General features: G+C 30.7%; 20 protein-coding genes and 1 other annotated feature. Of the genes, 14 read left to right on the top strand and 6 right to left on the bottom strand.

Annotation, left to right across the window (positions count from 1 at the left end; translation table 11 throughout):
* Nucleotides 1–28: 28 nt before the first annotated feature.
* The 6 genes from leuB to CLHOM_RS06820 all read left to right on the top strand — a co-directional run bounded on the left by leuB (nucleotide 29) and on the right by CLHOM_RS06820 (nucleotide 7,564).
* Nucleotides 29–1,096: a 3-isopropylmalate dehydrogenase gene (gene leuB, locus CLHOM_RS06795; RefSeq protein WP_052220952.1), complete on the top strand. Its 1,068-nt coding sequence runs from the start codon at nucleotides 29–31 to the stop codon at nucleotides 1,094–1,096.
* 58 nt (nucleotides 1,097–1,154) lie between these two features.
* A complete protein-coding gene (gene ilvB, locus CLHOM_RS06800) occupies nucleotides 1,155–2,846 on the top strand; it encodes a biosynthetic-type acetolactate synthase large subunit (protein WP_052220953.1) in 1,692 nt (563 codons plus the stop codon).
* A gap of 126 nt (nucleotides 2,847–2,972) precedes the next feature.
* Nucleotides 2,973–4,226 carry a M16 family metallopeptidase gene (locus CLHOM_RS06805; RefSeq protein ID WP_052220954.1) on the top strand — a complete coding sequence of 418 codons (1,254 nt, stop codon included), beginning with the start codon at nucleotides 2,973–2,975 and terminating at the stop codon, nucleotides 4,224–4,226.
* Nucleotides 4,226–4,858, top strand: coding sequence for a recombination regulator RecX (gene recX / locus CLHOM_RS06810; protein WP_052220955.1), 633 nt, complete (start codon nucleotides 4,226–4,228; stop codon nucleotides 4,856–4,858). Before CLHOM_RS06805 ends, recX begins: the two co-directional genes overlap by 1 nt.
* Nucleotides 4,851–6,026, top strand: a complete 1,176-nt coding sequence (locus CLHOM_RS06815) for a transglutaminase-like domain-containing protein (protein ID WP_052220956.1) — start codon at nucleotides 4,851–4,853, stop codon at nucleotides 6,024–6,026. The genes recX and CLHOM_RS06815 overlap by 8 nt, the downstream gene beginning before the upstream one ends.
* A 197-nt stretch (nucleotides 6,027–6,223) precedes the next feature.
* Nucleotides 6,224–7,564, top strand: coding sequence for a sensor histidine kinase (locus CLHOM_RS06820; RefSeq protein ID WP_052220957.1), 1,341 nt, complete (start codon nucleotides 6,224–6,226; stop codon nucleotides 7,562–7,564).
* Here CLHOM_RS06820 and CLHOM_RS06825 read toward each other — a convergent pair.
* From CLHOM_RS06825 to CLHOM_RS06835, 3 genes are all read right to left on the bottom strand, one after another.
* Complete coding sequence (locus CLHOM_RS06825) at nucleotides 7,561–7,917, bottom strand: tetratricopeptide repeat protein (RefSeq protein ID WP_052220958.1); 357 nt, start codon at nucleotides 7,915–7,917, stop codon at nucleotides 7,561–7,563. The two genes, CLHOM_RS06820 and CLHOM_RS06825, sit on opposite strands and share 4 nt — an antisense overlap.
* Nucleotides 7,918–8,012: 95 nt before the next feature.
* Nucleotides 8,013–8,822: an ABC transporter permease gene (locus CLHOM_RS06830; RefSeq protein WP_052220959.1), complete on the bottom strand. Its 810-nt coding sequence runs from the start codon at nucleotides 8,820–8,822 to the stop codon at nucleotides 8,013–8,015.
* Complete coding sequence (locus CLHOM_RS06835) at nucleotides 8,815–9,579, bottom strand: ABC transporter ATP-binding protein (RefSeq protein WP_139205658.1); 765 nt, start codon at nucleotides 9,577–9,579, stop codon at nucleotides 8,815–8,817. The genes CLHOM_RS06830 and CLHOM_RS06835 overlap by 8 nt, the downstream gene beginning before the upstream one ends.
* 289 nt (nucleotides 9,580–9,868) lie before the next feature.
* Between CLHOM_RS06835 and CLHOM_RS06840 the strand changes: the two genes are divergently transcribed.
* A complete protein-coding gene (locus CLHOM_RS06840) occupies nucleotides 9,869–14,155 on the top strand; it encodes a 2-hydroxyacyl-CoA dehydratase (RefSeq protein WP_052220960.1) in 4,287 nt (1,428 codons plus the stop codon).
* Between the two features lie 85 nt (nucleotides 14,156–14,240).
* Here the strand turns inward: CLHOM_RS06840 and CLHOM_RS06845 are convergent, their stop codons facing one another.
* A complete protein-coding gene (locus CLHOM_RS06845; RefSeq protein ID WP_423230631.1) occupies nucleotides 14,241–15,254 on the bottom strand; it encodes an ABC transporter substrate-binding protein in 1,014 nt (337 codons plus the stop codon).
* 209 nt (nucleotides 15,255–15,463) lie between these two features.
* On the opposite strand from CLHOM_RS06845, the gene CLHOM_RS06850 reads away from it, so the two are divergent.
* From CLHOM_RS06850 to CLHOM_RS06870, 5 genes are all read left to right on the top strand, one after another.
* Nucleotides 15,464–16,045, top strand: coding sequence for a DUF5317 family protein (locus tag CLHOM_RS06850; RefSeq protein ID WP_052220961.1), 582 nt, complete (start codon nucleotides 15,464–15,466; stop codon nucleotides 16,043–16,045).
* Nucleotides 16,046–16,183: 138 nt separating this feature from the next.
* On the top strand, nucleotides 16,184–16,651 hold the full coding sequence (locus tag CLHOM_RS06855; RefSeq protein ID WP_052220962.1) for a hypothetical protein: 468 nt from the start codon (nucleotides 16,184–16,186) through the stop codon (nucleotides 16,649–16,651).
* Entirely contained in the window at nucleotides 16,652–17,296 is a 645-nt protein-coding gene (locus CLHOM_RS06860) for an accessory gene regulator ArgB-like protein (RefSeq protein WP_052220963.1), read from the top strand. It abuts the gene before it with no gap.
* A gap of 25 nt (nucleotides 17,297–17,321) precedes the next feature.
* Nucleotides 17,322–17,456, top strand: coding sequence for a cyclic lactone autoinducer peptide (locus CLHOM_RS06865; RefSeq protein WP_052220964.1), 135 nt, complete (start codon nucleotides 17,322–17,324; stop codon nucleotides 17,454–17,456).
* 58 nt (nucleotides 17,457–17,514) lie between these two features.
* On the top strand, nucleotides 17,515–19,203 hold the full coding sequence (locus CLHOM_RS06870) for a bifunctional diguanylate cyclase/phosphohydrolase (protein WP_052220965.1): 1,689 nt from the start codon (nucleotides 17,515–17,517) through the stop codon (nucleotides 19,201–19,203).
* Nucleotides 19,204–19,230: 27 nt separating this feature from the next.
* Here CLHOM_RS06870 and CLHOM_RS06875 read toward each other — a convergent pair whose 3' ends face one another.
* The gene (locus CLHOM_RS06875; protein WP_052220966.1) at nucleotides 19,231–19,788 is read right to left on the bottom strand and encodes a DNA-3-methyladenine glycosylase I; all 558 of its coding nucleotides are present in this window, start codon (nucleotides 19,786–19,788) and stop codon (nucleotides 19,231–19,233) included.
* Nucleotides 19,789–19,982: 194 nt separating this feature from the next.
* Here CLHOM_RS06875 and CLHOM_RS06880 point away from each other — a divergent pair, with 194 nt between their 5' ends.
* Nucleotides 19,983–22,208: a DMSO/selenate family reductase complex A subunit gene (locus CLHOM_RS06880; RefSeq protein ID WP_082204378.1), complete on the top strand. Its 2,226-nt coding sequence runs from the start codon at nucleotides 19,983–19,985 to the stop codon at nucleotides 22,206–22,208.
* A 63-nt stretch (nucleotides 22,209–22,271) separates the two neighbouring features.
* Here the strand turns inward: CLHOM_RS06880 and CLHOM_RS06885 are convergent, their stop codons facing one another.
* Nucleotides 22,272–22,802, bottom strand: coding sequence for a hypothetical protein (locus CLHOM_RS06885; protein ID WP_052220968.1), 531 nt, complete (start codon nucleotides 22,800–22,802; stop codon nucleotides 22,272–22,274).
* Nucleotides 22,803–23,099: 297 nt separating this feature from the next.
* Nucleotides 23,100–23,319 (top strand) — a binding site (T-box leader).
* Nucleotides 23,320–23,381: 62 nt separating this feature from the next.
* On the opposite strand from CLHOM_RS06885, the gene CLHOM_RS06890 reads away from it, so the two are divergent.
* Nucleotides 23,382–26,024: a valine--tRNA ligase gene (locus tag CLHOM_RS06890; RefSeq protein ID WP_052220969.1), complete on the top strand. Its 2,643-nt coding sequence runs from the start codon at nucleotides 23,382–23,384 to the stop codon at nucleotides 26,022–26,024.
* Nucleotides 26,025–26,070: the final 46 nt, after the last annotated feature.

Below are 26,070 nucleotides of genomic sequence, written 5' to 3' on the forward strand. Positions count from 1 at the left end.
ACTATATAAAGAAAGGGAGAAAGAGATAATGAAAATAGCGTTAATTCCCGGTGACGGTATTGGTCCAGATATAATAGAACAAGCCGTAAAAGTACTTAAAGTTATAGAAAAAAAGTACAATTGCAAATTTGAATTTACTGAAGTTTTAATGGGAGGAGTTGCAATAGATGCAACAGGAGTTCCTCTACCAGAAGAAACTATAAAGATTTGTAAAGAAAGTGATGCAGTATTATTAGGTGCTGTTGGAGGAGAAAAGTGGGATGTACTTCCAGGTCATCTAAGACCAGAAGCTGGACTTCTTGGAATGAGAAAGGCACTTGAAGTTTTTGCTAACTTAAGACCAGCAATAATGTTTCCACAACTTAAATCAGCTTCAACACTAAAGGAAGAAGTTTTAGGAGATGGATTAGACATAATGGTAATCCGTGAGCTAAATGGTGGAGCATACTTTGGAGAAAAAGTAAGAATAGATACAGAAGATGGACAAAAAGCTTGGGATACAATGGCTTACTCTACTTCTGAAATTGTAAGAATTGCTAAGGTTGCTTTTGAAACAGCTAAGAAGAGGGATAATAAACTTACATTGATAGATAAAGCAAATGTACTTGAAAGTTCAAGATTATGGCGTGAAACTGTTAAAAAAGTTGCACTAGATTATCCTGAAGTAGAATTAAATTTCATGTATGTTGATAATGCTGCAATGCAATTAATTAGAAATCCAAGACAATTTAGCACTATAGTTACTGAAAACCTATTTGGAGATATACTTAGTGATGAAGCTTCAATGCTTACTGGTTCTCTTGGAATGTTGCCATCAGCTAGTTTAGGATCAGGAAAACTTGGGGTTTATGAGCCAATACATGGTTCTGCTCCAGACATTGCGGGACAAGATAAGGCTAATCCTATAGCTACAATAATGAGCGTTGCAATGATGCTTAGATACAGTCTTGATATGGAAGACGCAGCTAAAGAGATAGAAGCAGCTGTATCAAAGGTTCTTGATATGGGATATAGAACAGGAGATATAATGCAAACAGGTATGACTTTAGTTGGAACTAAAAAAATGGGAGACTTGATTGCTGAGACTCTAAAATAGTAAATAGAAAAAATCATGTAGATTTAATTATGGATATGTTTTAAAAGGGGGCACAAATATGAAATTAACTGGTGCACAAATATTTATTGAATGTTTAAAAGAACAAGGTGCAGATGTAATATTTGGTTATCCAGGAGGTACAGTACTTCCTATCTATGATGAACTATATAATACAACTGAAATAAAGCATATTTTAACAGCTCATGAGCAAGGGGCAACTCATGCAGCTGACGGATATGCTAGATCCACGGGAAAAGTTGGAGTTGTACTTGCAACTTCAGGTCCTGGTGCTACAAATACAGTTACTGGTATAGCCACAGCATATATGGATTCAGTTCCTTTAGTGGTTTTTACAGGACAAGTTCCTCTACCAATATTGGGACGTTCATCCTTTCAAGAGGTAGATATAACAAGCATGACTGCGCCAATAACTAAAGATAATTATATAGTTAAAGACGTTAAAAAGTTGGCACAGACAATAAGAGAAGCATTTAAAAATGCACGTTCGGGAAGACCAGGACCAGTACTTGTAGATATTCCAAAGGATGTTCAAATGGATACATCAGAGTATGAACCAGCAGTTATTGACACTTCAAATAAAAGAATAGAATGGGGATTCCACAGAGATGAGTGGAACCAAGAAGCATTAAAAAGAAATCTTGAAAGAGCTATTGAAGCAATAAACAATGCTGAGAAGCCACTTATTTATGCAGGTGGAGGAGTAATAATAGCTGAAGCCTGTGATGAACTTATGACTTTTGCAGAAAAAATAAAGTCACCAGTTGCTTGTTCACTTATGGGAATGGGTGCATTTTCTCAAGATCATCCTTTCTATACTGGACTTATCGGAATGCATGGAACAAGGGCTTCCAATAGAGCTGCAAGTAACTGTGATCTTTTGATTGCTATCGGTGCTAGATTTAGTGATAGGGTAGTTGGAAATGTTAAAACCTTTGCTGCAAATGCGAAGATAATACACATTGATATAGACCCTGCAGAAATAGGTAAAAACGTTTTTGCACACATTCCATTATGTGGACACTTAAAAAATGTTCTTTCTATGCTAAATGAGAGAATAGATGAGAAAAAATTAAGTTCATGGAATAAACAAATTGATGAGTGGAAAGGAGTTTTCCCTCCAAAGTTCACATATAAACATACATTAAATCCTCATTATATTATTGAAAAACTTTCGGATTTAACTAAAGGTGAGGTAATTATTACCACTGAAGTTGGTCAAAATCAAATGTGGACAGCGCAATCCTATGTATTTAAGAAGCCTAGAACTTTTATTTCTTCAGGTGGTCTTGGAACAATGGGTTATGGGCTTGGAGCGTCAATTGGGGCTTGCATTGCAAATCCAGATAAAAGGGTAATAAATGTAGCTGGAGATGGTTCCTTTAGAATGAATTCAACTGAACTTGTTACTATTTCAAGATATAAATTACCTATTATACAACTGGTATTAAACAATCATGCTCTTGGAATGGTACGTCAGTGGCAAGACTTATTTTATGAAAAGAAATTTAACAGCACTAAGCTAGGAAATGATGTAGATCTTATGAAGCTTGCAGACGCATATGGAATAAAGGGAATAAGAATCACATCAGATGATGAAGTAGAAGAAAAGCTACAACAAGCCTTAAATATGAATGAGGCAGTGGTTGTTGAATGCATCATAGATGAAAGAGAAATGGTTTTTCCAATAGTTCCTCCAGGAGCTTCAATACAGGATGCTTTAGAAGAATAAAAATAGCCTTAGCGTACTAATGGAAAGTTTTAAATGAATGTAAAAACAAACATTCATTTAGGACTTTTTATTTATTTGAATATAAATTATAATAGTCTTTATTAAGGTTATTTAAAAGGAGAATATATGGAGAAAGGCATTTTTGACTTAAGAACATTTAATCTAAATAATGGTATTAAACTAGTATCAATAAAAAAAGATACTCAATTAGCATCTGTTCATATTGGAGTTAAGATCGGATCTATATATGAAAATAAAGAAGAAAAAGGGATATCTCATTTTGTTGAGCATATGCTTTTTAAAGGAACAAAAAACAGGAGTAATGAAGAGCTTAATGAAGCCTTAGAACAAAGGGCTGGAGAATATAACGCTTATACAGATTATAATTGTACTGTATATAGTATTTCGGCATTAAATGAAGAATTGGATGCATCTGTGGAATTACTATCGGATATGCTTCAAAATTCTATATTTTCTAAGGAAGAGATGGATAAAGAAAGAGGAGTAATATTAGCTGAAATACGTACTAGTAAAGATGACGTTGAAGAGTATAGCTTTAATAAGACCTTAGAAATAGCATTTAAAAATAGTTCTATTAAAATTGATACTATAGGGAAAAGCAGCACTGTTAAGAAGTTTACAAGAGAGCAACTGTTTAATTACTATAAAAGATATTATGTTCCTAATAACACATTCATATCAATAGTATCGCCAAATGAACATGATGATATATTTAAACTTGTAGAAAAGTATTTTAAAAATTGGGATGCAGCGCCTTTTGAAAGAGGAAAAGTTATTTGTGAAAATAACCTTCAAAATAGGAAAATATCTTATAAAAAAGATATAGAGCAGAGTACTATTATTTATCTTTATACTTTTCACAATTTAACAAAACATGATGAACTTGCATTAAGGATTTTAAATTACAAACTAGGTGAAAGCGCAAACTCAATTCTTTTTAGAAAATTAAGAGAAGAAAAAGGACTTGCATATGATGTTTATTCTGAAATAGACACTACAAAGAGCGTTAAAATGCTTATGATCTATACTGCAGTGAACGAAGAAGATGTTAATGAATCAATTGAAATAATAGAAAATTTACTTAAGGAAATAAAAAATGAAAAAATCATCTTTGATGAGAGAAATATTGCATTGATGAAAAAAGTAATTAAAACAGCTTTAGCAGGAACATTGGAAGATTCTACTGAACTTTCTAATTATATTCTACACCAAATAGTTGATGAAGAAGATATATATGAATTTATTGAAGATATAAAAAGAATGGAAAGTATTGATAATACAGATATATATAATATTGCTAGAAAAGTACTAGAAAATCCTACAGTACACATTTTGCTTTCTGAAAAGAGTGATAAGTAGTGGAAGGTATAATAACAAAAATAGAATTATGTAAAAAAAATAAAAATAGAGTAAATATATATATTGATGAAGAATTTGCATTTGCATGCAGTATAGATTTAGTATATTATCATTCCATAGAAAAAGGAAAGAAAGTAAATTTAAAATTGCTTAATGATGTAATTGAAGAAGATAACTATATTAAGGGTAAAAATCATGCTTTAAAAATATTAGAAAAAAGCTATAAAAGCGAAAAAGAGATTTCAGATAAACTTATAATCAAGGGATACGATTTAAAAACTGTAGAAAGAATTATTGATTTTTTAAAAGAATATGATTTTATTAATGATGAGAAACTTGCTGAGAGATATATAGAAGAAAAACGCTCTTCCAATGGTAAGAACAAGATTAAGTTCATGCTTATGAAAAAAGGCATAAGAGAAGAAATTATAAATCAAAAGTTAAATTGTATGGAAGAAAATCTAGAAGAGGATGGAGCATTAAAGTTAGCCAGAAAAAAATATGAAAGTCTAATTAAATCAGAAGATAACAATGTAATTATAAAGAAAAAGCTTAGTCAATATCTTTTAAGAAGAGGTTATAATTGGGAGGATGTAAAGAAAATATTAAAAGGGATAGTGAAAGATGAGTAAAATAGTACTTTTTTTAAAAGACAATATAATAGATATAACATTAATTTTAATATTAATTTATCCAGTAATAAAGGGATTTTTATTTAAATTCTCTTCAAAAAGCCTAAAGAATGATATTGAAGAGGCTACAAGTTACACTTCTTTTATAATTGGAACGATTCTTGGTGTTGTAATTACTAAAGGGATTTTTATAAGACATGATCAAGGAATTTATAGTAAAATATATAATATTATACCTGAAAATTTGATTAATATGCTAGAAAATAAGCCAATACTAGTATATCTATTAATAATGCCTATAATAATATTCATAGTTTATAAGGGCATTGAAACTATTATTGGTTTTATTAATAGAGTAACCTTTTATCTATTACTAGACGTAGTAGAAAATTTTTTAAGAGAAAAAAGTAATTTTACTAAGAGGATAATAGGGCTAATATTTCAAACTCCTAAGGCAATCTGCTATGTTATTTTAGCAACATTTCTACTTAACATTTTGTCTGTGATTGGAATAAGTAGCAGGTTTAATAATAAATTAGAGAGTTCTCAGGTCTATAGCTTTTTATCAAGTGAACTTGTAAATCCAATTACAAATTCAAATTTTGCAAAGAATATTCCAAACATAATTAATAATTCGTTTAAAATTGTTATTAAAAACAATGCTGATGAATCTTCAAAAGATAATGGTAAGACTATAGTATATTATAATGGAATTACATTAGAGGAAGGCTTAAAATCAAATGACGAGATAGACAACTTTGCTAGAAAGTTGGTAGCTGACAGTAATAACACAAGATCTAAAGCGAAAGTTATATATAACTGGGTAGGAAAAAATATTGATTATGATTATGCAAAGGTAGATAAAATAATGAACAATGACTTTACAATAAAGTCAGGAGCAATCCCAACTTTTTATAGCAAGAAAGGAATTTGTTTTGATTATTCTTGCCTATATGCTGTTATGTGTAGGGCTAATGGAATTAAGACAAGGATAATTACTGGTGAAGGTTATAATGGGTCTAGTTGGGTTAGCCATGCATGGAATCAGGTTTACATTGAAGAAGAAAATAAATGGATAAATGTAGATACTACTTTTTATAAAGGTGGCAACTATTTTGATAGTTCTGTATTCAAATTAGATCATAGAAATTCAACAATAGCAAATTAAATTAGAATCATGCGGAAGCATGATTCTAATTTTTATATTGACATTTTCTCAATATAATGTATTATTTAATATAGAATATTGTGTAATATTGTGTAGTATTTTGTGTATTCGATAAAAAATGTGTCATTAGTTTTGATTTGTTTAAATATATAAATAAAGAATATGTTTATATCTCTTTAATGCATTGGGAGGATAAAATGAGCTATAATGCAATTTGGGGTGAATCTTTAGCAGGGCTATTTGAAACAATAACAATAGTTTTGATATATTTGGAAATTTTTGATAAGACTTATTATCTTAAGGAAAATAAATATAAAATAATATCTCTTATTGTTATGAGCACGGCATTTTCAGCTTGGGCTTCTTTAATAATTGAACCAGGTTACCATACTATGGTAATTATTACCTTCATGACTATTATTCTTTCAATTCAAATATCCACAAAATTTCTTAAATCTTTTATTGCAGTATTGATAGGGGTCATATTTATAGGGATTATAGATTTTTTCGTTCTAATTATATTTTCTTTTTTTCTTGGACATTCTTTATTCGATTTGGATATATTAAATCAATATAAAGGCCAAGTTATGTTTGTAGCAAAATTTGTTGAACTATTCATAATATTTTTAATATATAAATTTAATAAAAAAATGATAAGATTACAGTCTGGAGATGTAGATGAAGGTATCCTAGGTTATTGGGTTTTAGGGATGTTTTTAATGACCTTATTTATAAGTATTGGGATTTTTAATAAGGCAGATTCATTTATACTTCAAATGTCCCTTTATTTATTCCTTTTTATATTTATAATTGTAGGAATGCTTGACTACAAAAAAAAGATGGAACTGCTTCAAATAAAAAATAAGTTTCATTTAAAAGAAGAATATATTAATAATTTAGAAGCTATAGTAGATATTATTAGAAGAGAAAAACATGATTTTGCAAATCACATAAATACAATTTATGCAATGTGCATAATGAATAGACCAGATTCCTTAGATAGAATTAAAAACTATTTAAAAAATACTACTAACAATTTAGAGTCAAGCTATAAATTTTTTGAAACTGGTAATGGATATGTAGATGGGTTAATTGCTGTTAAGAGTAACTTTGCTTTTGAAAATGATATTTATTTAGATGTGGATTTTGAAACTTCTTTAGAAGCAGTTATTATAAATGATAATGATTTAGTTAGAGTTATTGGAAATATCATAGATAATGCCTTTTATGCAGTTAATCTAAAAAAAGACGAGGGGAAGAAAATAGTATCCGTTTATGGATATATTGAAAATGACAGATACTATCTATCTATCGCTAATAATGGACCTATGGTTCCAAAAGAAATAGGAAACAAAATATTTAAAAAAGGATTTTCAACTAAGGAAAATAATAAAAAAGACCATGGCTTTGGATTGTATATTGTAGATCAAATTGTTAAGAAAAATGGTGGTGAAATACTGTTCTCTAGTTCACAAGAAGAAACTGAGTTTCTAATAGAATTTAGAGTAAAGCAAGAGTATTACGGGAAAATTAGCTAACAATCCTTAGTGTATTTTTCAATAATAATATTTATAGCTTTTTCACAGTCCAAATCAGTATTGTCAAGTGCCCAGGCTGTGTTAAAATAGATTAATGCCTTTCGAGAATCTTTCATCATAGCATAACAATATCCTAAATTGAAATAGTATCGACTATCTTGTTTCTCCATGATTGCTAACATTAAAAGAGGAATTGCCTTTTCATAATCTTTTAACTTTATAAAGCATACGGCAGTATTGTATAAGGAAGCTGTCTTGTTATCTTTGATTTCTATAGCTTTTTTATATACATCGATTGCTTTTTTGTATTGCTTTTTATTATATAAACTATTCGCTTCATCAAAATAATTCATTTTATGCCTCCTGTAATCTAATGCATAATAATTAAACATGAATTTATATTCATGTTTAATTATTATCTCTTTTTATCCAAATTATTCATGTTGTTTTAGTTTTTTATACTACTATGCTTTATTAGCTTTTTTTCCAATATCGCAACTATTTCATACATTAAAAAGGCCAAAATACATAGTATTACTATGCTCATCATTACCATATCAAGCTGAGAAATTTGACCTCCAAAAATAATAAGAAAACCTAGTCCATCTTTTGCTACTAAGAACTCTCCCATTATTACTCCTACCCAGGATAAACCTACGTTAATTTTTAAAGAAGATATAATAGTTGGTATTGTTGCAGGAATTATCAAGTAGTAGAGTATTTGAAGCTTAGAGGCTCCAAAGGTCTTAAGTAGCTTTACTTTATCTTGATCTACTTCCTTAAAGCCATTTAGTATGTTTATTATGGTTACAACTATTGATATTAAAATTGCTATAAATACGATAGCACTTATCCCATTTCCAACCCAAAAGATAATAATAGGAGCTAATGCTACCTTAGGTAGTGCATTTAAAACAACTAAATATGGATCTAATACCTTTGAGGCAAAGTCTGACATCCATAAAAGAATTGCAATAATAGTTCCTAAAAATGTACTAAGTAAAAATCCAAGTATTGTTTCACCGCAAGTAATTAAAATATGCTTATATAGAGTTCCTTCAGAATATATTTTTATACAACTTTTATACATTCTTGAAGGTGTACTAGTTAAAAATGGATCTATTAATCCCACATTCCCTGCTACTTCCCAAAATACAAACAAAGCTATCAGTATTAATATTCTAGTAATGATAACCTTTTTCTTTTCTTTCTTTACTTTATCAACAAAATTTTGATGTTCTAAACTATAATTACTCACTTAAGTCCATCTCCTTCCAAATAGTATTAAAGAAGAAGCTGAAATTTGGATTTTCTCTAGATTTAAGAGGAGATTCACATTTTTCACATAAGTCAATTTTGATTTCTTTTTTTATAAATGCAGGTCGCATTGATAATATTAAAACCCTATTAGACATAGAAATAGCTTCTGCAATATCATGAGTTACCATTATGGCAGTTTTATTTTCATTTTTTATTATTTTATAAATTTCGTCGCTAGCATTTAGTCTGCTTTGATAGTCAAGGGCAGAAAAAGGCTCGTCTAATAAAAGTATTGTTGGATCTATAGCTAAAGTTCTAATTAGTGCAACTCTTTGGCGCATTCCTCCAGATAATTGATTTGGATAGTAGTCTCTAAAGTCCCAAAGTCCATAGGTTAGTAAAAGCTCTTTAACTTTATCTTTTGCATCATTTGTAATCTTATTTTGAACTTTAAGTCCTAGTAATACGTTATCTAAAACAGAAAGCCACTGGAATAATTGATCCTTTTGAAACATATAACCTATTTTTAGAAGGGATTTATTAATTGGTTCATTATCAACCAGTACTTCACCTTTTGAAGGAGTTAAAAGACCTGCAATAATATTTAATATTGTTGATTTACCGCAGCCTGAAGGTCCTACAATACTTATAAATTCTCCATGCTCAACATTAAAGGATATATCTTTCAATGTTTCAGTTTCACCCTTAATAGTATGATAGTTCATATATATGTGAGATAATCTCAAGTTTTTCACAGTATCAACTCCTTAGTGATTATAATTCATTATATGAATTGGGTAAAATTATGTTAAAAGTATATATAAACCATTACTGATTTTGTGTAATCATAATTAAATAAGAGAAATTATTAGATATTTTTCATAAATTAATATCCAAATACTAAATTTAATTGAATTATGATGAAAGGAGAAAAACTCTCCATTGAAAAAAAAACATAAAAACCGTATAATAGATTATTACAAAACATAACAATAATCTATTTATAATTATTTCAAAAATATTAAGAAGAATAGGAAGGAATGTATGAAAAAGTTATTAAGTTTTGGATTAGATGTAGGCTCAACAACAGTAAAACTAGTTGCCTTAGATCAGAATAATAAAATTCTATATGGCAATTATAAGAGACATTTTTCTGATATAAAGAATACTATAATAAGCCTAATAGAAGAAGCGTACACAAAATTCAGAAATGATAGCATTACTATAATGATAACTGGTTCAGGAGGTCTTGCAGTTTCGAAGTGGTTAGATGTGCCTTTTATTCAGGAGGTAATTGCTTCTACAAAAACTGTAGAAGAATTTATTCCTTCAGCAGATGTAGCAATTGAACTTGGAGGAGAAGATGCTAAGATAACTTATTTTGATGATGGTATTGAGCAGAGAATGAATGGAACTTGTGCAGGTGGTACAGGAGCATTTATAGATCAGATGGCAGTACTTCTTCAAACAGATGCTTTAGGATTGAACGAAATGGCAAAAAGATATAAAACCATTTATCCAATTGCATCAAGATGTGGAGTTTTTGCAAAAACAGATATTCAACCTTTATTAAATGAAGGTGCTTCCAAGGATGATTTAGCTGCATCAATTTTTCAAGCAGTTGTAAATCAAACAATTAGTGGACTTGCTTGTGGTAAACCTATTAGAGGTAAGGTTGCTTTTTTAGGAGGACCTCTATATTTTTTATCTGAGCTTAGAAGGAGATTTGCTGAAACTTTAAATTTATCTAAAGAGCAAATTTTATTTCCAGAAAACTCTCAGCTTTTTGTAGCAATGGGTGCTGCCATAGCTTCTAGAGAAGAAAAAATAATTTCATATAAATCTCTTTATGATAAATTACCTGAGATGAAAAATGCTAATAGTCATGAAGTAAATAGATTAAGACCATTATTTTTAAATGAAGAAGAGTATAGGGAGTTTAAAAATAGGCATTCCAAATATAATATAAGTAAATCTGATTTATCCAAATATGAAGGAAAATGTTTCCTTGGAATTGATGCAGGATCTACTACAACAAAAGCTGTATTAATTGGGGAAGACGCTTCCCTTCTATATTCATACTATGGAAGTAATCAAGGTAAACCATTGGCACTTACAATAGAGATTTTGAAGGATATATATAGTAAGCTTCCATCTAAAGCGAAAATTGCACATGCTGCAGTAACTGGTTATGGAGAAGGTCTTATAAAGGCCGCTTTAAGAATGGATATAGGTGAAATAGAAACTATTGCACATTATAAAGCAGCTGAACATTTTTTACCTGGAGTAGATTTTATCCTAGATATAGGTGGACAGGATATGAAATGCTTAAGGGTAAAAGATGGAGTTATAGATAGCATAATGCTAAATGAAGCTTGTTCTTCAGGTTGCGGATCTTTCATTGAAACCTTTGCAAAATCCTTAAGTATGGGTGTGGAAGAATTTGCAAACTCTGCAATATTTGCAAATGAACCTGTTGATTTAGGCTCAAGATGTACAGTATTTATGAACTCAAGAGTAAAACAAGCTCAAAAAGAAGGGGCAACTGTTGGCGATATATCTGCTGGTTTATCCTATTCAGTAATAAAAAATGCTATATATAAGGTTATTAAAGTTAGAAATCCTGAAGAAATGGGTTCAAAGATCATTGTTCAAGGAGGAACCTTCTATAACGATGCTGTTTTAAGAAGTATTGAGCTTATTTCAGAAAGAGAAGTAGTAAGGCCAGATATAGCAGGACTTATGGGTGCCTTTGGAGTTGCACTTATTGCAAGAGAAAGATATAAAGAAGGTTTAAATACTAGTCTAATTTCTTTGGAAAGCTTAGATAAATTAAAAGTAGATACAACTATGAAAAGATGTTCTCATTGCGGTAACAACTGCCTAATGACTATTAATAACTTTTCAGAAGGTGGACAATTTGTTACAGGAAATAGATGTGAAAGAGGCGTTGAAAAAGAAATTACAAAAAAGAAAATACCAAATTTATATGAATACAAATATAATAGAACCTTCAACTATATTCCATTAAAAAAGGAAGAAGCAAAAAGGGGAACAGTTGGAATTCCTAGAGTTCTAAATATGTATGAAAATTATCCTTTCTGGTTTACATTCTTTAATGAGCTTGGATATAGAGTTGAAATATCAAGAAGGTCATCTAAGGAAGTATACGAGCTTGGCATGGAAACTATACCATCAGAGTCTGTATGCTACCCGGCAAAATTAGTTCATGGACATATTATGGACTTAATTAAGAAAAAAGTAGACATGATATTTTATCCATGCATTCCTGTGGATAAGAAAGAACAAGAGGGAGCAGATAATAAATATAGTTGTCCTATTGTCACTTCCTATCCAGAAGTAATAAAAAATAACGTAGACATATTAAAAGAAAAGAATATTAAGTTTTTAAATCCTTTCCTTCCTTTAGATGATAAAAATAGAATTGCAAGAAGGTTGTATGAGGAGTTTTCAAAATTCGGAATTTCTAAAAATCTGATCATTGAAGCTGCCCATAAGGCTTGGCAGGAAAGAGAAAATTATAAAAATGATATAAAAATTAAAGGAGAAGAAGTATTAAAGTATTTATCAGAAACTGGTAGCAAAGGTATTGTTTTAGCTGGGAGGCCATACCATGTAGATCCAGAAATAGAGCATGGGATTTCAAAATTAGTTACTGAATATAATATGGCTGTACTTACAGAAGATTCGGTAGCTCATTTAGCAAAAGTTCAAAGACCACTCAGAGTAGTTGATCAGTGGGTATATCACTCAAGGTTATATGCAGCAGCAGAATTTGTTGCAACACAGGATAATCTTGAATTAATTCAGCTAAATTCCTTTGGATGCGGTCTTGATGCAGTTACCTCAGATCAGGTAGAAGAAATATTAAAAGGTCATAATAAGATATTTACCTTATTAAAAATAGATGAGGTTAGCAACCTTGGTGCAGTTAGAATAAGAATGCGTTCATTAATAGCTGCAATGAATGAAAGAGATAGAAGGGGTATTAAGGCAAAGAAAACATATAAACCAGAGAAGAAAGTTTCCTTTACAGAGGAAATGAGAGAAAAACATACTATACTTGCGCCACAGATGTCACCTATACATTTTCAATTTTTAGAAGAGGCTTTAGCTTCTTCAGGGTATAGAGTTGAGATTTTGCCATCAGTGGATAAGAAAGCAGTTGAAGAAGGATTGAAGTATGTTAATAATGATGCCTGCTATCCTTCAATTATAGCTGTCGGTCAGATGATAGAAGCTTTAAAATCAGGAAAATATGATATTAATAATACATCACTAATAATGAGCCAAACTGGGGGAGGCTGCAGAGCAAGTAATTATATAGGTTTTCTTAGAAAAGCATTAAAGGAAGCTGGTTTTGAAAATGTTCCGGTTATTTCATTAAACTATGTGGGACTCGAAAGTAATCCTGGATTTAAAATCACTTTCCAGATGGCTAAAAAAGCCTTGACAGCACTTTTATTTGGAGATTTGTTTATGAGGGTCTTATATAGAGTAAGACCTTATGAAAAAATAAAAGGATCTGCTAATTTACTCTATGAAAAGTGGGTTGAGAAGTGTAAAAAGGTAGTAAGAGAAGGAGATTATAAAAAAGCAAAGCAATATATATATGAAATAGTGGAGGAATTTGATAATCTAGAGATACTAGATATAGTAAAACCTAGAGTTGGGGTAGTTGGAGAAATATTAGTAAAGTATCATCCAACTGCTAATAATGACATTGTAGCTATTCTAGAGAGTGAGGGAGCGGAGGCAGTTGTTCCAGATCTTATAGATTTCTTCCTTTACTGTGCTTATGACGAAACTTTTAAATACAAGTATTTATCTGGCAATCTAAAATCTAAGCTAATTAGCGATGCAGTAATTTGGGGTATTGACTATTTTAGAAAAGATATGAAGAAAGCCCTAGATAATAGCAAGAGATTCCATTCTATCGCAACTATTAAGGAAATTGCCGACGGTGCAGAACCTATTCTATCTATAGGCAATCAGACAGGAGAAGGATGGTTTTTAACAGGTGAAATGGTTGAATTAATACACAATGGAGTAAAGAATATTGTTTGCTTACAACCATTTGCTTGCCTTCCAAATCACGTTACTGGTAAAGGAGTAATTAAGGAATTAAGAAGAAGATATAAAGGCTCCAATATAGTTGCTATAGATTATGACCCAGGAGCTAGTGAAGTAAATCAATTAAATAGAATAAAGCTTATGCTTGCAGTAGCAGAAAAGAATTTAAAAGAAGAAAATGGCTTAAATCATAAATTAGAGGCTATTGGAGAAGTAGCTAGCGGGAAACAAATTTAATAATTTGTGTAAAAGAACATAGATAAAAGCTATAAAAAGAGTGCTGATTTCATTAATTTGAAAATCAACACTCTTTTAAATTTGTTTAATCTATAGCATTTTCAGCATATTCATTAGTAGCTACATCTCCAAAGGCAGGCCTTTCTTTGATTAAGTCAGCTTTATAGCCTTGAATTATATCCATAAGTTTATTTAAATCAGCTTCTTTTAAAGTTGGATCTTCAGCAAAGGCATTAATGCTTCTATAATTTTTAATAACATTTGTTAATATAGAAAGATCACTTCCAGGGAAGAAGGATTGAATGGATTTAGCTACTTCTTCATCACTATGATTTGTTACCCATAGTTGACCCTTATAAATTGCATTAGTAAATTTTTGAATAACTTCAGGATTTTTTTCCATATATGATTTAGTAGCATAGAAACAAGTATAAGCAATATTTCCTGCTTCTTTTCCTACAGAAGCCACAATGTATCCAGATTTATCTTTTTCTAGCATACTTCCTGTAGGCTCAAATAGGGCTACATAGTCTCCAGTGCCAGCCTTAAAGGCTCCTGCTGTTGCGGTAAAATCTAAGTTTGTAATAAAGGTTACATCCTTTCCAGGCTCTAAACCATTCTTTTTAAGAACATATTCAAGAGCCATTTGAGGAACTCCACCAGGTCTTCCGCCAATTACAGTTTTTCCCTTAAGTGATTTCCAATCAAAATCTTTCTCAGGATTTCTTCCAACTAGGAAAGAACCGTCAGTTTGAGTTAACTGAGCAAATACTATCGGCAAATCCTTACGCTTTTGATTGTAGATATATACTACTTGTTCAGGTCCACTAAAACCAATGTCAGAACTACCACTTAAAACTTGCTGCATGGTTTTATCTGCTCCTTGTCCAGTGGAAAGTTCTATGTCCAATCCTTCATCTTTAAAGAAGCCTTCATTTAAGGCAACATACATTGGAGCATAAAAAACAGAACGAACAACTTCGTTTAATTTAACCTTTTGCAAAGTTGTAGTATTCTCTTTCTCACCACAGCCAACAAGGAAAATTGAACTTGCCACTAGTATTACAGCTAAAAATGTACTCAGTATTTTTTTTATCACTTTTCAATCCCCCTCAATAGAAATATTTTATGTTATAAAATAGTATATGTTTATAATCATAAAGGGGTGAGTGAATAAAAATATTCAGCTGTATTATCCAAGTTATAATTACATATATGGTATTTTAAGAAATAAGTGGAATTAATTTAGAAAAGTTGTTATAATTAAGGTGTTATTCAATATTATAAAGAAAGCGCAGGAGTAATAATATGATAGAAACATTATTATTAGCAATGCTTGTTGCAAAATTAAAAGGATATAACTTAAAACCACTTTTTAAATCATGGACAATATATCCCATATTAGTATGTGAATTAGTCTATATTCTTTTACAAATATCAATTTTTATGGGAGAATACAGATTCATACAATATGCAGGAATATTGAAATTGTTATATTTATATTTATTTTTATTTCCTATCATTAAATATAGGAAATACTATAGTTCTATTATTGGATCAATATTTGTTGTTTTAGGGACTGTTCTAAATAAAATTGCAATAAAATACAATGATGGTTATATGCCAGTATTCCCTAAATTATCATATTGGACAGGCTATGTAAAACCTGATACTTTTAAAAAGGTAAATGATATACATGTTTTAGGAAATTCAGATACAAAATTAAAGTTTTTAACCGATGTAATCGATATAGGTTATAGTATATTAAGTATAGGTGATGTTTTTATAAGAGCCTTTGCCTTTATTATTATTTATAACGTAATTAAGCATTTAAATACAGAAAAAAGTAGGGAATTTAAACAGATAACACAGATCTATGATTTGTTGTGAATCGCTTACTCCTCTGATGATAAGAAGAGGAGTTTCATAAGCAGAGAACACAAATCTGTGATTTGTCGTGAATCGCTTACTCCTCTGATGATAAGAAGAGGAGTTTCATAATAATAACACAAACAAAGGAGAAAAGATATGTTGAAAATAACTCTGCTAGAATTATTTTTACGTGGAGTACCAGAGGGATTTTTATTTATTTTTGGAACATATGCATTTTCAAAGAGAATTATCAATGCTAAGAGTTTTATTATGTCAAGTATATTATATGTTATTCTGGTATATCTAATTAGAAGCCTACCAATTCACTATGGTGTGCATGCTATACTAAACATTTTTGTATTAATTATATTGACTGTTAATATAAATAAGATAAGTCTAATTAAATCAATAAGATCAGGAGTAATTATTATAATGCTACAGTTTTTATTTGAAGGAATCAATGTTCTAATAATACAGTATATTTTTAAAGTTGATATAAACTATGTATTTACTCAACCATCTGCAAAAATATTGTATGGGATTCCATCAATTGTGATTTTTGCATGTGTAGTAATTGGCTACTATATAATATTACTAAAAAAGAAAGAGTTGGAACTTAACTAAATGAATAATTTATCACATAGTATTGCAAATAAAATAGCATCAGAATTAAAGTTGGATAATGATAAAAAAGAAGTTATAGCCTATGGCACATTTGCTTTATTGCAGACTTTTCTTTCTATATTCTCGGTAAGTGTAATTGGCTATTTATTTCACGTTTCTTTTGAAGCTACAATAGTATTATTTACAGCAAGCATTCTTAGAAAATACTCAGGTGGAGCTCATGCTAATTCACCATGGAAGTGTACTTTTATTGGACTAATAATATGTATTGGACAAGCTATATTAATCTATAATTTAGTAAATAGTTTCATTGATTTGAACATGACTATAATTATTATTTTAAGTACTTTTTTATGGGCATACATAATAATTTATATGCTAGCACCTGTTGATAGTCTAGCAAAACCTATAAAAAAGGATGAAAAAAAGAAGAGGATGAAAAAAGGATCATTAGTTATTTTAAGTATTTATCTTATAATTACAATATGTACAATAATGCTTTATATTTTTTTTGCAAAGAAAATATTTCTTGTATATGCTCTATGTATTAGTGGCGGCATAGATTGGCAAGTTTTTACACTGACAAGGTCTGGTCATTTTACATTGAGAAAGTTAGATGATTTTTTAAATTATATAATTAGATAATTAAATAAAAAGGAGTGAATATATTATGAAAAAACTAAATACTAAATTCTTAGCTTTAGTTGCGACTATTACTACTCTTGTTGCAGCTTCAGTATCTACTTCTGCATGCCTTTGGTTTTCATATCAGCCTGAAGAACCAAAATGCCTAAGAGAAGAATAGTATAAGGTGGTTAAATACCACCTTATACTTATAATAAGTGAATTGAGGTAAATAGAAAATGTCAAACTTTGAATTTGATAAACATAAAAGAATATACGAAATACTCTCAATAGTAAAATTAGCAGCACTATTATTTTCAGGAGTAGCATTTTTTAGAAGTTACTTTGATAATCGATTTGTACTATCAAATACAAAAAGTTTTTATACATCTTTATTTTGCATTATCTTAGTATTATTATTATCTTTAGTTTATATTGTATGGACATTTCCAACAGATAAAAAGAATATTTTAAAAGATGATAAATATATACAATTTGCCGAAGGATTTATATTTACTGTTATATTTTTTACTGCAATACTCATTTCGGGAGGCTATGAAAGTAGTTATAAGTTCCTATTTTTATTTATTATTATTACATCTACAATACAATCTGGTATGAAACAAGGAATAATTATTGCCTGTATTTCTTCAGTTATTATATTAGCAATAGATATTTTGGGGGTTCATAGTGGAGAAGTGAATTCTTATTTCGAAAATGATTTAATATTAGTGGGAGTATTTATCCTTACAGCATGGCCTTTGGGATTTTATGTAAAAATAGAAGGGGAGCATATTGAGGAACTTAAAAGGTTAGTAAATGAAGATGGACTAACAGGTCTGTATAATCACAGATTTTTTTATGAAGTATTAAATAAGAAAATATTATCATGTGAAGTGGAACGAAAGCCTGTTTCCATGATATTAATGGATATAGATTATTTCAAGTACTATAATGATTTATATGGACATCAAAAAGGTGATGAAGTACTTAAAAGTATAGGATTAATACTGAAAAGTAGTGTACGAAAAACAGATATTGTAGCCAGGTATGGCGGTGAAGAATTTGCAATAGTATTGACTAATACTATTGAAGAGGATGCAATTAAAATAGCTGAGAATATAAGAAGCAAAATTGAGGAAACTTACTTTGAAGGAGAAGAAAATCAGCCTAATGGTAAGATAACTGTTTCTATAGGAGTTTCTGTTTATCCAGATAAAGCGAAAAATGATGTTGAGCTTATTAAAAGTGCAGATGATGCACTTTATAGAGCTAAGTTTTTCAATAAAAATAGGGTGGAGACTTATACTTCTATACTAGATGAATTAAAGAAGGATATAGAGGAAAGTGATATAGACCTTGTAACCTCTATAAAAACATTAATAAGTGTTATTAATGCAAAGGACAGATATACATATGGACATGTTGAGAGAGTGGTAGCTTATGGCAGAATATTAGCTGATAAGCTTGGACTTAGCAATGATGATAAAAAGAAATTGATATATGGAGCATATATGCATGACATTGGAAAGATAAATATTTCAAAGGAAGTATTAAACAAAAAGATGCCACTAACTAATGAGGAATGGGAACTTCTTAAACAACATCCACAAAATGGAGTTGCAATAATTAAGCCTGTTAAATCTCTAAGAGATATTTCTTCGCTTATACTACATCATCATGAAAGATATGATGGGAAAGGATATCCTGGGAATTTAAAGGGAGAAGAAATTCCTTTTTTAGCAAGAGTCTTAACAGTTGTTGATAGCTTTGATGCCATGACCTCAAATAGACCATATAATAAAAGAAAAACTTATGAAGAGGCAATAGAGGAACTGAAAAAATGCAGTGGTACTCAATTTGATCCTAGCATAACTAATTCATTCATTGAGGTTATTACAAAAGAGGAATATAAAATTTTAAGATGATAATAAGAACTCCCAATAGTAGCAGTACTATAAAACATTATGCTTAAAGCAGCTAATTAAGTGGTCATTTATGACACCAGTAGCTTGAAGATGAGCATATATTATAGTGCTGCCTAGAAATTTAAAGCCTCTTGATTTTAAATCTTTGCTTACCTTATCAGAAATTTCTGAGGTGGCAGGTACTTCAGATATATCATGCCAATGATTAACAATAGGTTCATTATTAACAAAGCCCCAAATGTATTTATCAAAGCTTCCAAATTCCTTTTGAATATTTAGAAAGCCTTTAGCGTTGTTTATGGAAGCTTCTATCTTTCTTCTATTTCTTATGATTCCTGCATTCTGCATAAGTTCGTTAATCTTATTCTCATCGTATAAGGCAATTTTTGCAGCATCAAAGTTTTTATAAGCTTTTCTATAATTTTCTCTTTTTCGCAACACAGTAATCCAACTTAAACCAGCTTGAGCTGATTCCAGGACTAAAAATTCAAAATGTTTTTTATCATCATGAACTGGAACTCCCCATTCTTCATCGTGATACTTAACATATAATTCATCTGTACCGCACCAAGGGCATCTATTCATACTATTTCAACACTCCTATTAACATTATTTATACAAAATATTCAAAAAATTAAATGATATTACTAGTATTATAACATATGTGGCAATTTAAAAACATTAAAATGCCATAGATATAGTTATGAATATATGATAATTGGTGGAATAATGTTATAATTAGTCCAACTGAAGATATACAAGTTAGGTGGAGAATAGGCATGGAAAAGGTATACTTAACATCAGGAATAAATAATTGTGGTGGGAGATGTATTATTAAAGCTCATGTAGTTGATGGTAAGATAGTTAAATTGACTACTGATTCCAGTGATGGAAAAAATGGCACACCACCACTTTGTTCCTGCACAAGGGGTAAGCAGTATATAGAAACTTTTTTGGGAGATAATCGCTTAAAATATCCAATGAAACGAGTTGGTGAACGTGGAGAAGGAAAGTTCGTCCGAATTTCTTGGAAAGAAGCGGTAGATATTATTATAGCTGAATGGAAAAGAATAAAGAAGACCTATGGTGTAGGATCTAGGTATGTAAATTATGCTACAGGTGTAAGTGCATTAATGAAGGGAAATGTTCTCGCTAAACGTTTATTAGCTTTAGATGGTGGATTTTTAGATAGTTATAACAGCTACAGTACAGCATGTATTAGTACTGCCACACCGTACACATATGGGACAAATTTAACAGGAAACAGCCTTGAAGATTGGGTTAATTCAAAGTTAATTATACTATGGGGACACAATCCTGTAGAAACCAGGTTTGGTACTGCCTTGTGGCATTTGAAACAGGCGAAAGAAGCTGGAGCGAAAATAATTGTGGTTAATCCTCGTTACAGTGATACAGCAAAAGCATTTGCAGATCGGTGGATAGGATTAAAACCTGCAACAGACAGCGCTCTTATGGATGGAATGGCATATACTATATATACTGAGAATTTACATGATCAAGCTTTTATGGATAAGTATTGTATAGGATTTGATAGTAAGCATATGCCAGAGGGATATGATGGTAAAGAGAGCTATTTATCATATTTGTTAGGAGAAAAAGATGGTATTGCTAAAACTCCAAAATGGGCAGCGAAAATTACTGGAGTTGATGAGGATACTATTATTAAACTTGCAAGAGAGTATGCAACTAGTAAGCCAGCTGCACTAGTACAAGGCTATGGACCTCAAAGGCATGCAAATGGAGAACAAAATGTAAGAAGTGGAACAATGCTTGCTTGTATAACAGGTAATGTTGGAATATCTGGAGGATGGGCCTGTGGAATGGGTTCAGTAGAGAGGCATAAAAGCCCGAGTTTCCCTGTAAAAGAAAATCCATATAAAGCTAAAATTCCTTGCTTTTTATGGACAGATGCTATTATTAGAGGAAGTGAAATGACCTCAAAGAATGATGGAGTAAGAGGATCGGAAAGGCTGGATGGGAATATCAAAATGATATTAAATTTAGCAAGTAATACACTACTAAATCAGCATTCAGATATTAACAGAACTATTGAAATTTTAAAGGATACTTCAAAATGTGAATTTATAGTTTGTTCTGACTTATTCATGACACCTAGTGCAAAGTTTGCAGATATTTTGCTTCCTGGAACCTCCATGTTCGAAGGAGAAAACATAACTATGCCCTGGGGATATGGAGATTATCTTTTATATAATCAAAAGGTAATTGAACCACTTTATGAATGCCGTTTTGAATATGATTGGCTGTGTGAGGTTGCAGAAGGACTAAATTTAAAAGGGCAATTTACTGAAGGCCATAATAGTGTACGGGATTGGTTAAAAACACTTTATGAAGCTTTGAGAAAAAAAGAAAGTGAACTGCCGGAATTTGAAATTTTTGCGTCTAATGGTGGATACCAGTACAAAAATAATCCTACAGTTATTGCTTTTAAGAAACAGATAGAAGATTTAGAACAAAATCCATTTCCAACACCTTCTGGTAAAATTGAAATTTTTTCAGAAACTTTATTTAAAATGAATAAACCAGAGGAGATTCCTGCCATTCCTAAGTATGTAGCTTCTTTTGAGGGAGTAGATGATGCTTTAAGAAAGAAATATTCATTACAATTAATAGGATGGCATACAAAACGTAGAACCCATTCTACTCATGATAGCAATTCTGCATTGGAAAAAATTGAAAAACAGAGAGCTTGGATTAATGCTAAGGATGCTGAAAGACGTAATATTAAAAATAATGATTTAGTTGAAATATGGAATGACAGAGGTGTGATTCATATTCCAGCTTTTGTTACGGAAAGAATCGTAGAAGGAGTTGTTGCAGTTTCTCAGGGAGCTTGGTATACCCCTGATAGCGGGGGAATTGATCAAAGAGGATCTATTAACGTACTCACAACATCTAAACCAACACCACTAGCAAAAGGAAATCCACAACATTCTAATTTAGTTGAGGTAAAACTTGCAAGGTAGTACAAGTCTAAATCAGAAAGGAGGTGACATAAGTCATCTCCTTTCATCATTAGGCATAGAGAATTAGCTTCTCCAAACATCATATAATTCAGGTCTTTCTTTTTTTAAAATCTTAAAAAACTTCTTTGATACTTTTAAATTTCTTAAGCCAGATATCATATGCTTAGGGTATTTTTCCTTTTTAATAAAATTGTTTTTTAATCCTATTACTTTTAATTTATTGTCATCAGTTATGAAAATATGAGAAATACCTGTATCCAATCTTGTAAATTCTAAAAGCTTGAAATTATCTATCAAATCAACTAAAGCTAAAGCCATAGTTTCAGAAAGACTATACTTTTTTATATAATCTATTAAACATGTGCCGCTTATATATTCTCTTATAATGTATCCTAATCTATATTCATAAACTTTTGGAAAGTACTTATTTTCTTGACAATAACGTAAAATTAAATATTCTCGCCTACATTCATCAGTATTTTTGCATATTTTAATGATTTTATTATCGGAGGTAAGGTAGATTTTTTCTTTTTTGCTGTGATGTATTATTTTTGAATTACATAAATCTACTCCTGTTAGTATAGCTTCTTCCATATATAATACCTCATTTATCTTTATTTAATTAAAGAGATATAATTTTATATAGTATATATTTATAATGATTTGGGTTATAATATTACAATATTCAAAGCGAGTTATTTAAGTGAGAACATAAGAATTTTACAAGGTAAAATTCTTAGTAAACAGTAACCAATTCCCAGTAACCAGTTTTATTAATTCTACTGGCAACTGGTCACTGGTTACTTAAGAAAAATGCGACGCATTTTTCTTAAAACCGTGCTCTTGACAGTTTTTAAAATAGATGTATAATAAAAAATAATTGTATATAGTTTACTAGCAGTGAAAAAGAGGAGTAAAGATACAGGAGTATTAAGAGAGGAAAGTTTGAGGCTGAAAGACTTTCTATACAAAATATCTTGAAGGTAGCTTTGGAGCTTCTTTATCGAATTTTAGTAGATAAAGACGGTGGATTAGATTACATCGTTAATAGATTAAGATGCCTGTATTTATTGCAGGAATTAAGGTGGTATCGCGCATTGTCGTCCTTTGGGAGGTCAATGCTTTTTTTATTTGTATTGGAATTTTATATGTTATAAATGAGGAGGAATAAATATGACTGAATTAAATATTGCAAAAACCTATGATCCAAAAGAATTTGAAGATAGAATTTATAAGGAGTGGGAAAATAAAGGTTATTTTACTCCGAAAGTAGACGAGAAGAAAAAGCCTTATACTATTATGATGCCCCCACCAAATATTACAGGACAATTACATTTAGGTCATGCACTTGATGGAACTCTTCAAGATTTTCTAATTAGGACTAAAAGAATGCAGGGATATAGTGCTTTATGGCTGCCAGGAGAGGACCATGCAAGTATTGCGACAGAGGTAAGAGTTGAAAAAGAGCTAATTAAACAAGGCTTTAATAAAAAAGAGATGGGGAGAGAAGCTTTCCTAGAAAAAGTATGGGAATGGTCAGATAAATACAGAGAAAAAATAAAAAATCAATATAACAAGTTAGGAATATCTGCTGACTATACAAGAGAGAGATTTACTATGGATGAAGGCTTAAGTAAGGCAGTTAGACAAGTATTTGTTGATTTATATAATGAAGGCTTAATTTATAAAGGAAACAGAATAGTAAACTGGTGTCCTAAATGCCAAACAGCAATTTCAGATGCTGAAATAGAATACGAAGAAAAAGAAGGGCACTTCTGGCATATTAAATATCCGGTAGTAGGTTCAGAGGAAACTATAGAAATTGCCACAACTAGACCTGAGACAATGCTTGGAGATACTGCTGTTGCAGTAAATCCAAAGGATACAAGATACTCTCATTTAGTTGGAAGGACTTTAATGCTACCTCTAGTTAATAGAGAGATACCTATAATTACAGATGATTATGTAGATATGGAGTTTGGAACTGGTGCGGTTAAAATTACTCCAGCACATGACCCTAATGATTATGAGGTTGGAAAAAGACACAACCTTCCTGAAATTGTAATTATGAATAAAGACGGCAGCATAGCTGAAGGCTATGGCAGATACTCTGGTCTTGATAGATATGAAGCAAGAAAAGCTATAGTAGAAGATTTAGAGGAACAAGGATATCTTGTTAAGGTAAGAGATCATTCTCATAATGTTGGAACTCATGATAGATGTAATACTATTATAGAACCTGTAACATCTAAGCAATGGTATGTAAAAATGCAGCCCCTTGCTGAACCTGCTATAAAAGTAGTAAAAGAAGGATCAATTAAATTTGTACCAGAAAGATTTTCAAAGACTTATTTTAATTGGATGGAAAACATTCAAGATTGGTGTATTTCAAGGCAGCTTTGGTGGGGACATAGAATTCCAGTTTGGTATTGTAAAGACTGCGGTGAAGTAATTGCAGCTGTAGAGGAACCAAGCTGCTGTCTTAAGTGCAATAGCAAAAATCTAGTTCAAGATGAGGATGTTCTTGATACTTGGTTTAGTTCAGCACTATGGCCATTCTCAACTTTAGGATATCCTGAAAAAACTGAGGATTTAAAGTACTTCTATCCAACTAGTACCTTAGTTACAGGGTACGATATTATTTTCTTCTGGGTAGCTAGAATGATATTTTCAGGCCTCCACAGTATGGGAGACATACCTTTTGATACAGTACTTATTCATGGTATTGTTAGAGATTCACAGGGAAGAAAGATGTCAAAATCTCTAGGCAACGGAGTTGACCCGCTTGAAGTAATTGAAAAGTATGGAGCAGATGCCTTAAGATTTATGCTTGTAACAGGCAATGCACCTGGTAATGATATAAGATATTATGAAGAAAAAGTAGAAGCTGCTAGAAATTTTGCAAATAAAATTTGGAATGCTTCAAGATTTGTAATGATGAATTTAGACAAAGATATAATGGAAGAGTTTAAGGATTGCAAGGAATATACAATTGCTGATAAGTGGATTTTATCAAGAATTAATACTGTAGTAAAAGAAGTAACAGAAAACATTGAAAAATTCGAATTAGGAATTGCATCACAAAAAATATATGACTTCATGTGGAGTGAGTTCTGTGACTGGTATATTGAACTTGTAAAACCTGTATTATATGGTGAAGATAAAAAAGCAAAAGGTGTAGTATTAAATGTATTAAATGAAGTTTTATCAACAGGACTAAAATTATTACACCCTGTTATGCCATATATTACCGAAGAAATATACACTAATTTACCAAATACTGAAGAATCTATTGTAATTTCTAACTGGCCTACTTTTCATGCAGAATTAAAAGATGAAAATGTAGAAGCACAAATGAACAACATAATTGAAGCTATTAAGGCTTTGAGAAATGTTAGGGTTGAAATGAATGTACCACCTTCAAGAAAAGCAAAGGTTATTATATTTGCTACAGAAGGAAAGGAAGCTTTTGAGGAAGGGAAAATATATTTTGAAAAACTTGCTTCTGCTTCAGAGGTTGAGTTTGTAAGCTCAAAAGAAGAAATTCCAGAAAACTCTGTATCAGCAGTTATTAAAGGTGCAGAATTATTCATGCCTTTATTAGATTTAGTAGATTTAGAGAAGGAATTAGAAAGACTTAACAAGGAAAAAGATAAGCTTCAAAGTGAAATTGACAGGGTTGAAAAGAAGCTTTCAAATGAAAAGTTTGTAAGCAAAGCACCTGCTTCTGTTGTTCAAGAAGAGAAAGAAAAAGGCGAAAAATATAAAGAAATGTACAAAGCGGTGTTGGAAAGAATAGAAAGTCTAAAAAGATAAATAACAAAATAATCTAGGCGCTGATATGATAAATATCAGCGTTTTT

This window comes from Clostridium homopropionicum DSM 5847 (assembly GCF_001263795.1).
GTDB lineage: Bacteria > Bacillota > Clostridia > Clostridiales > Clostridiaceae > Clostridium_H > Clostridium_H homopropionicum.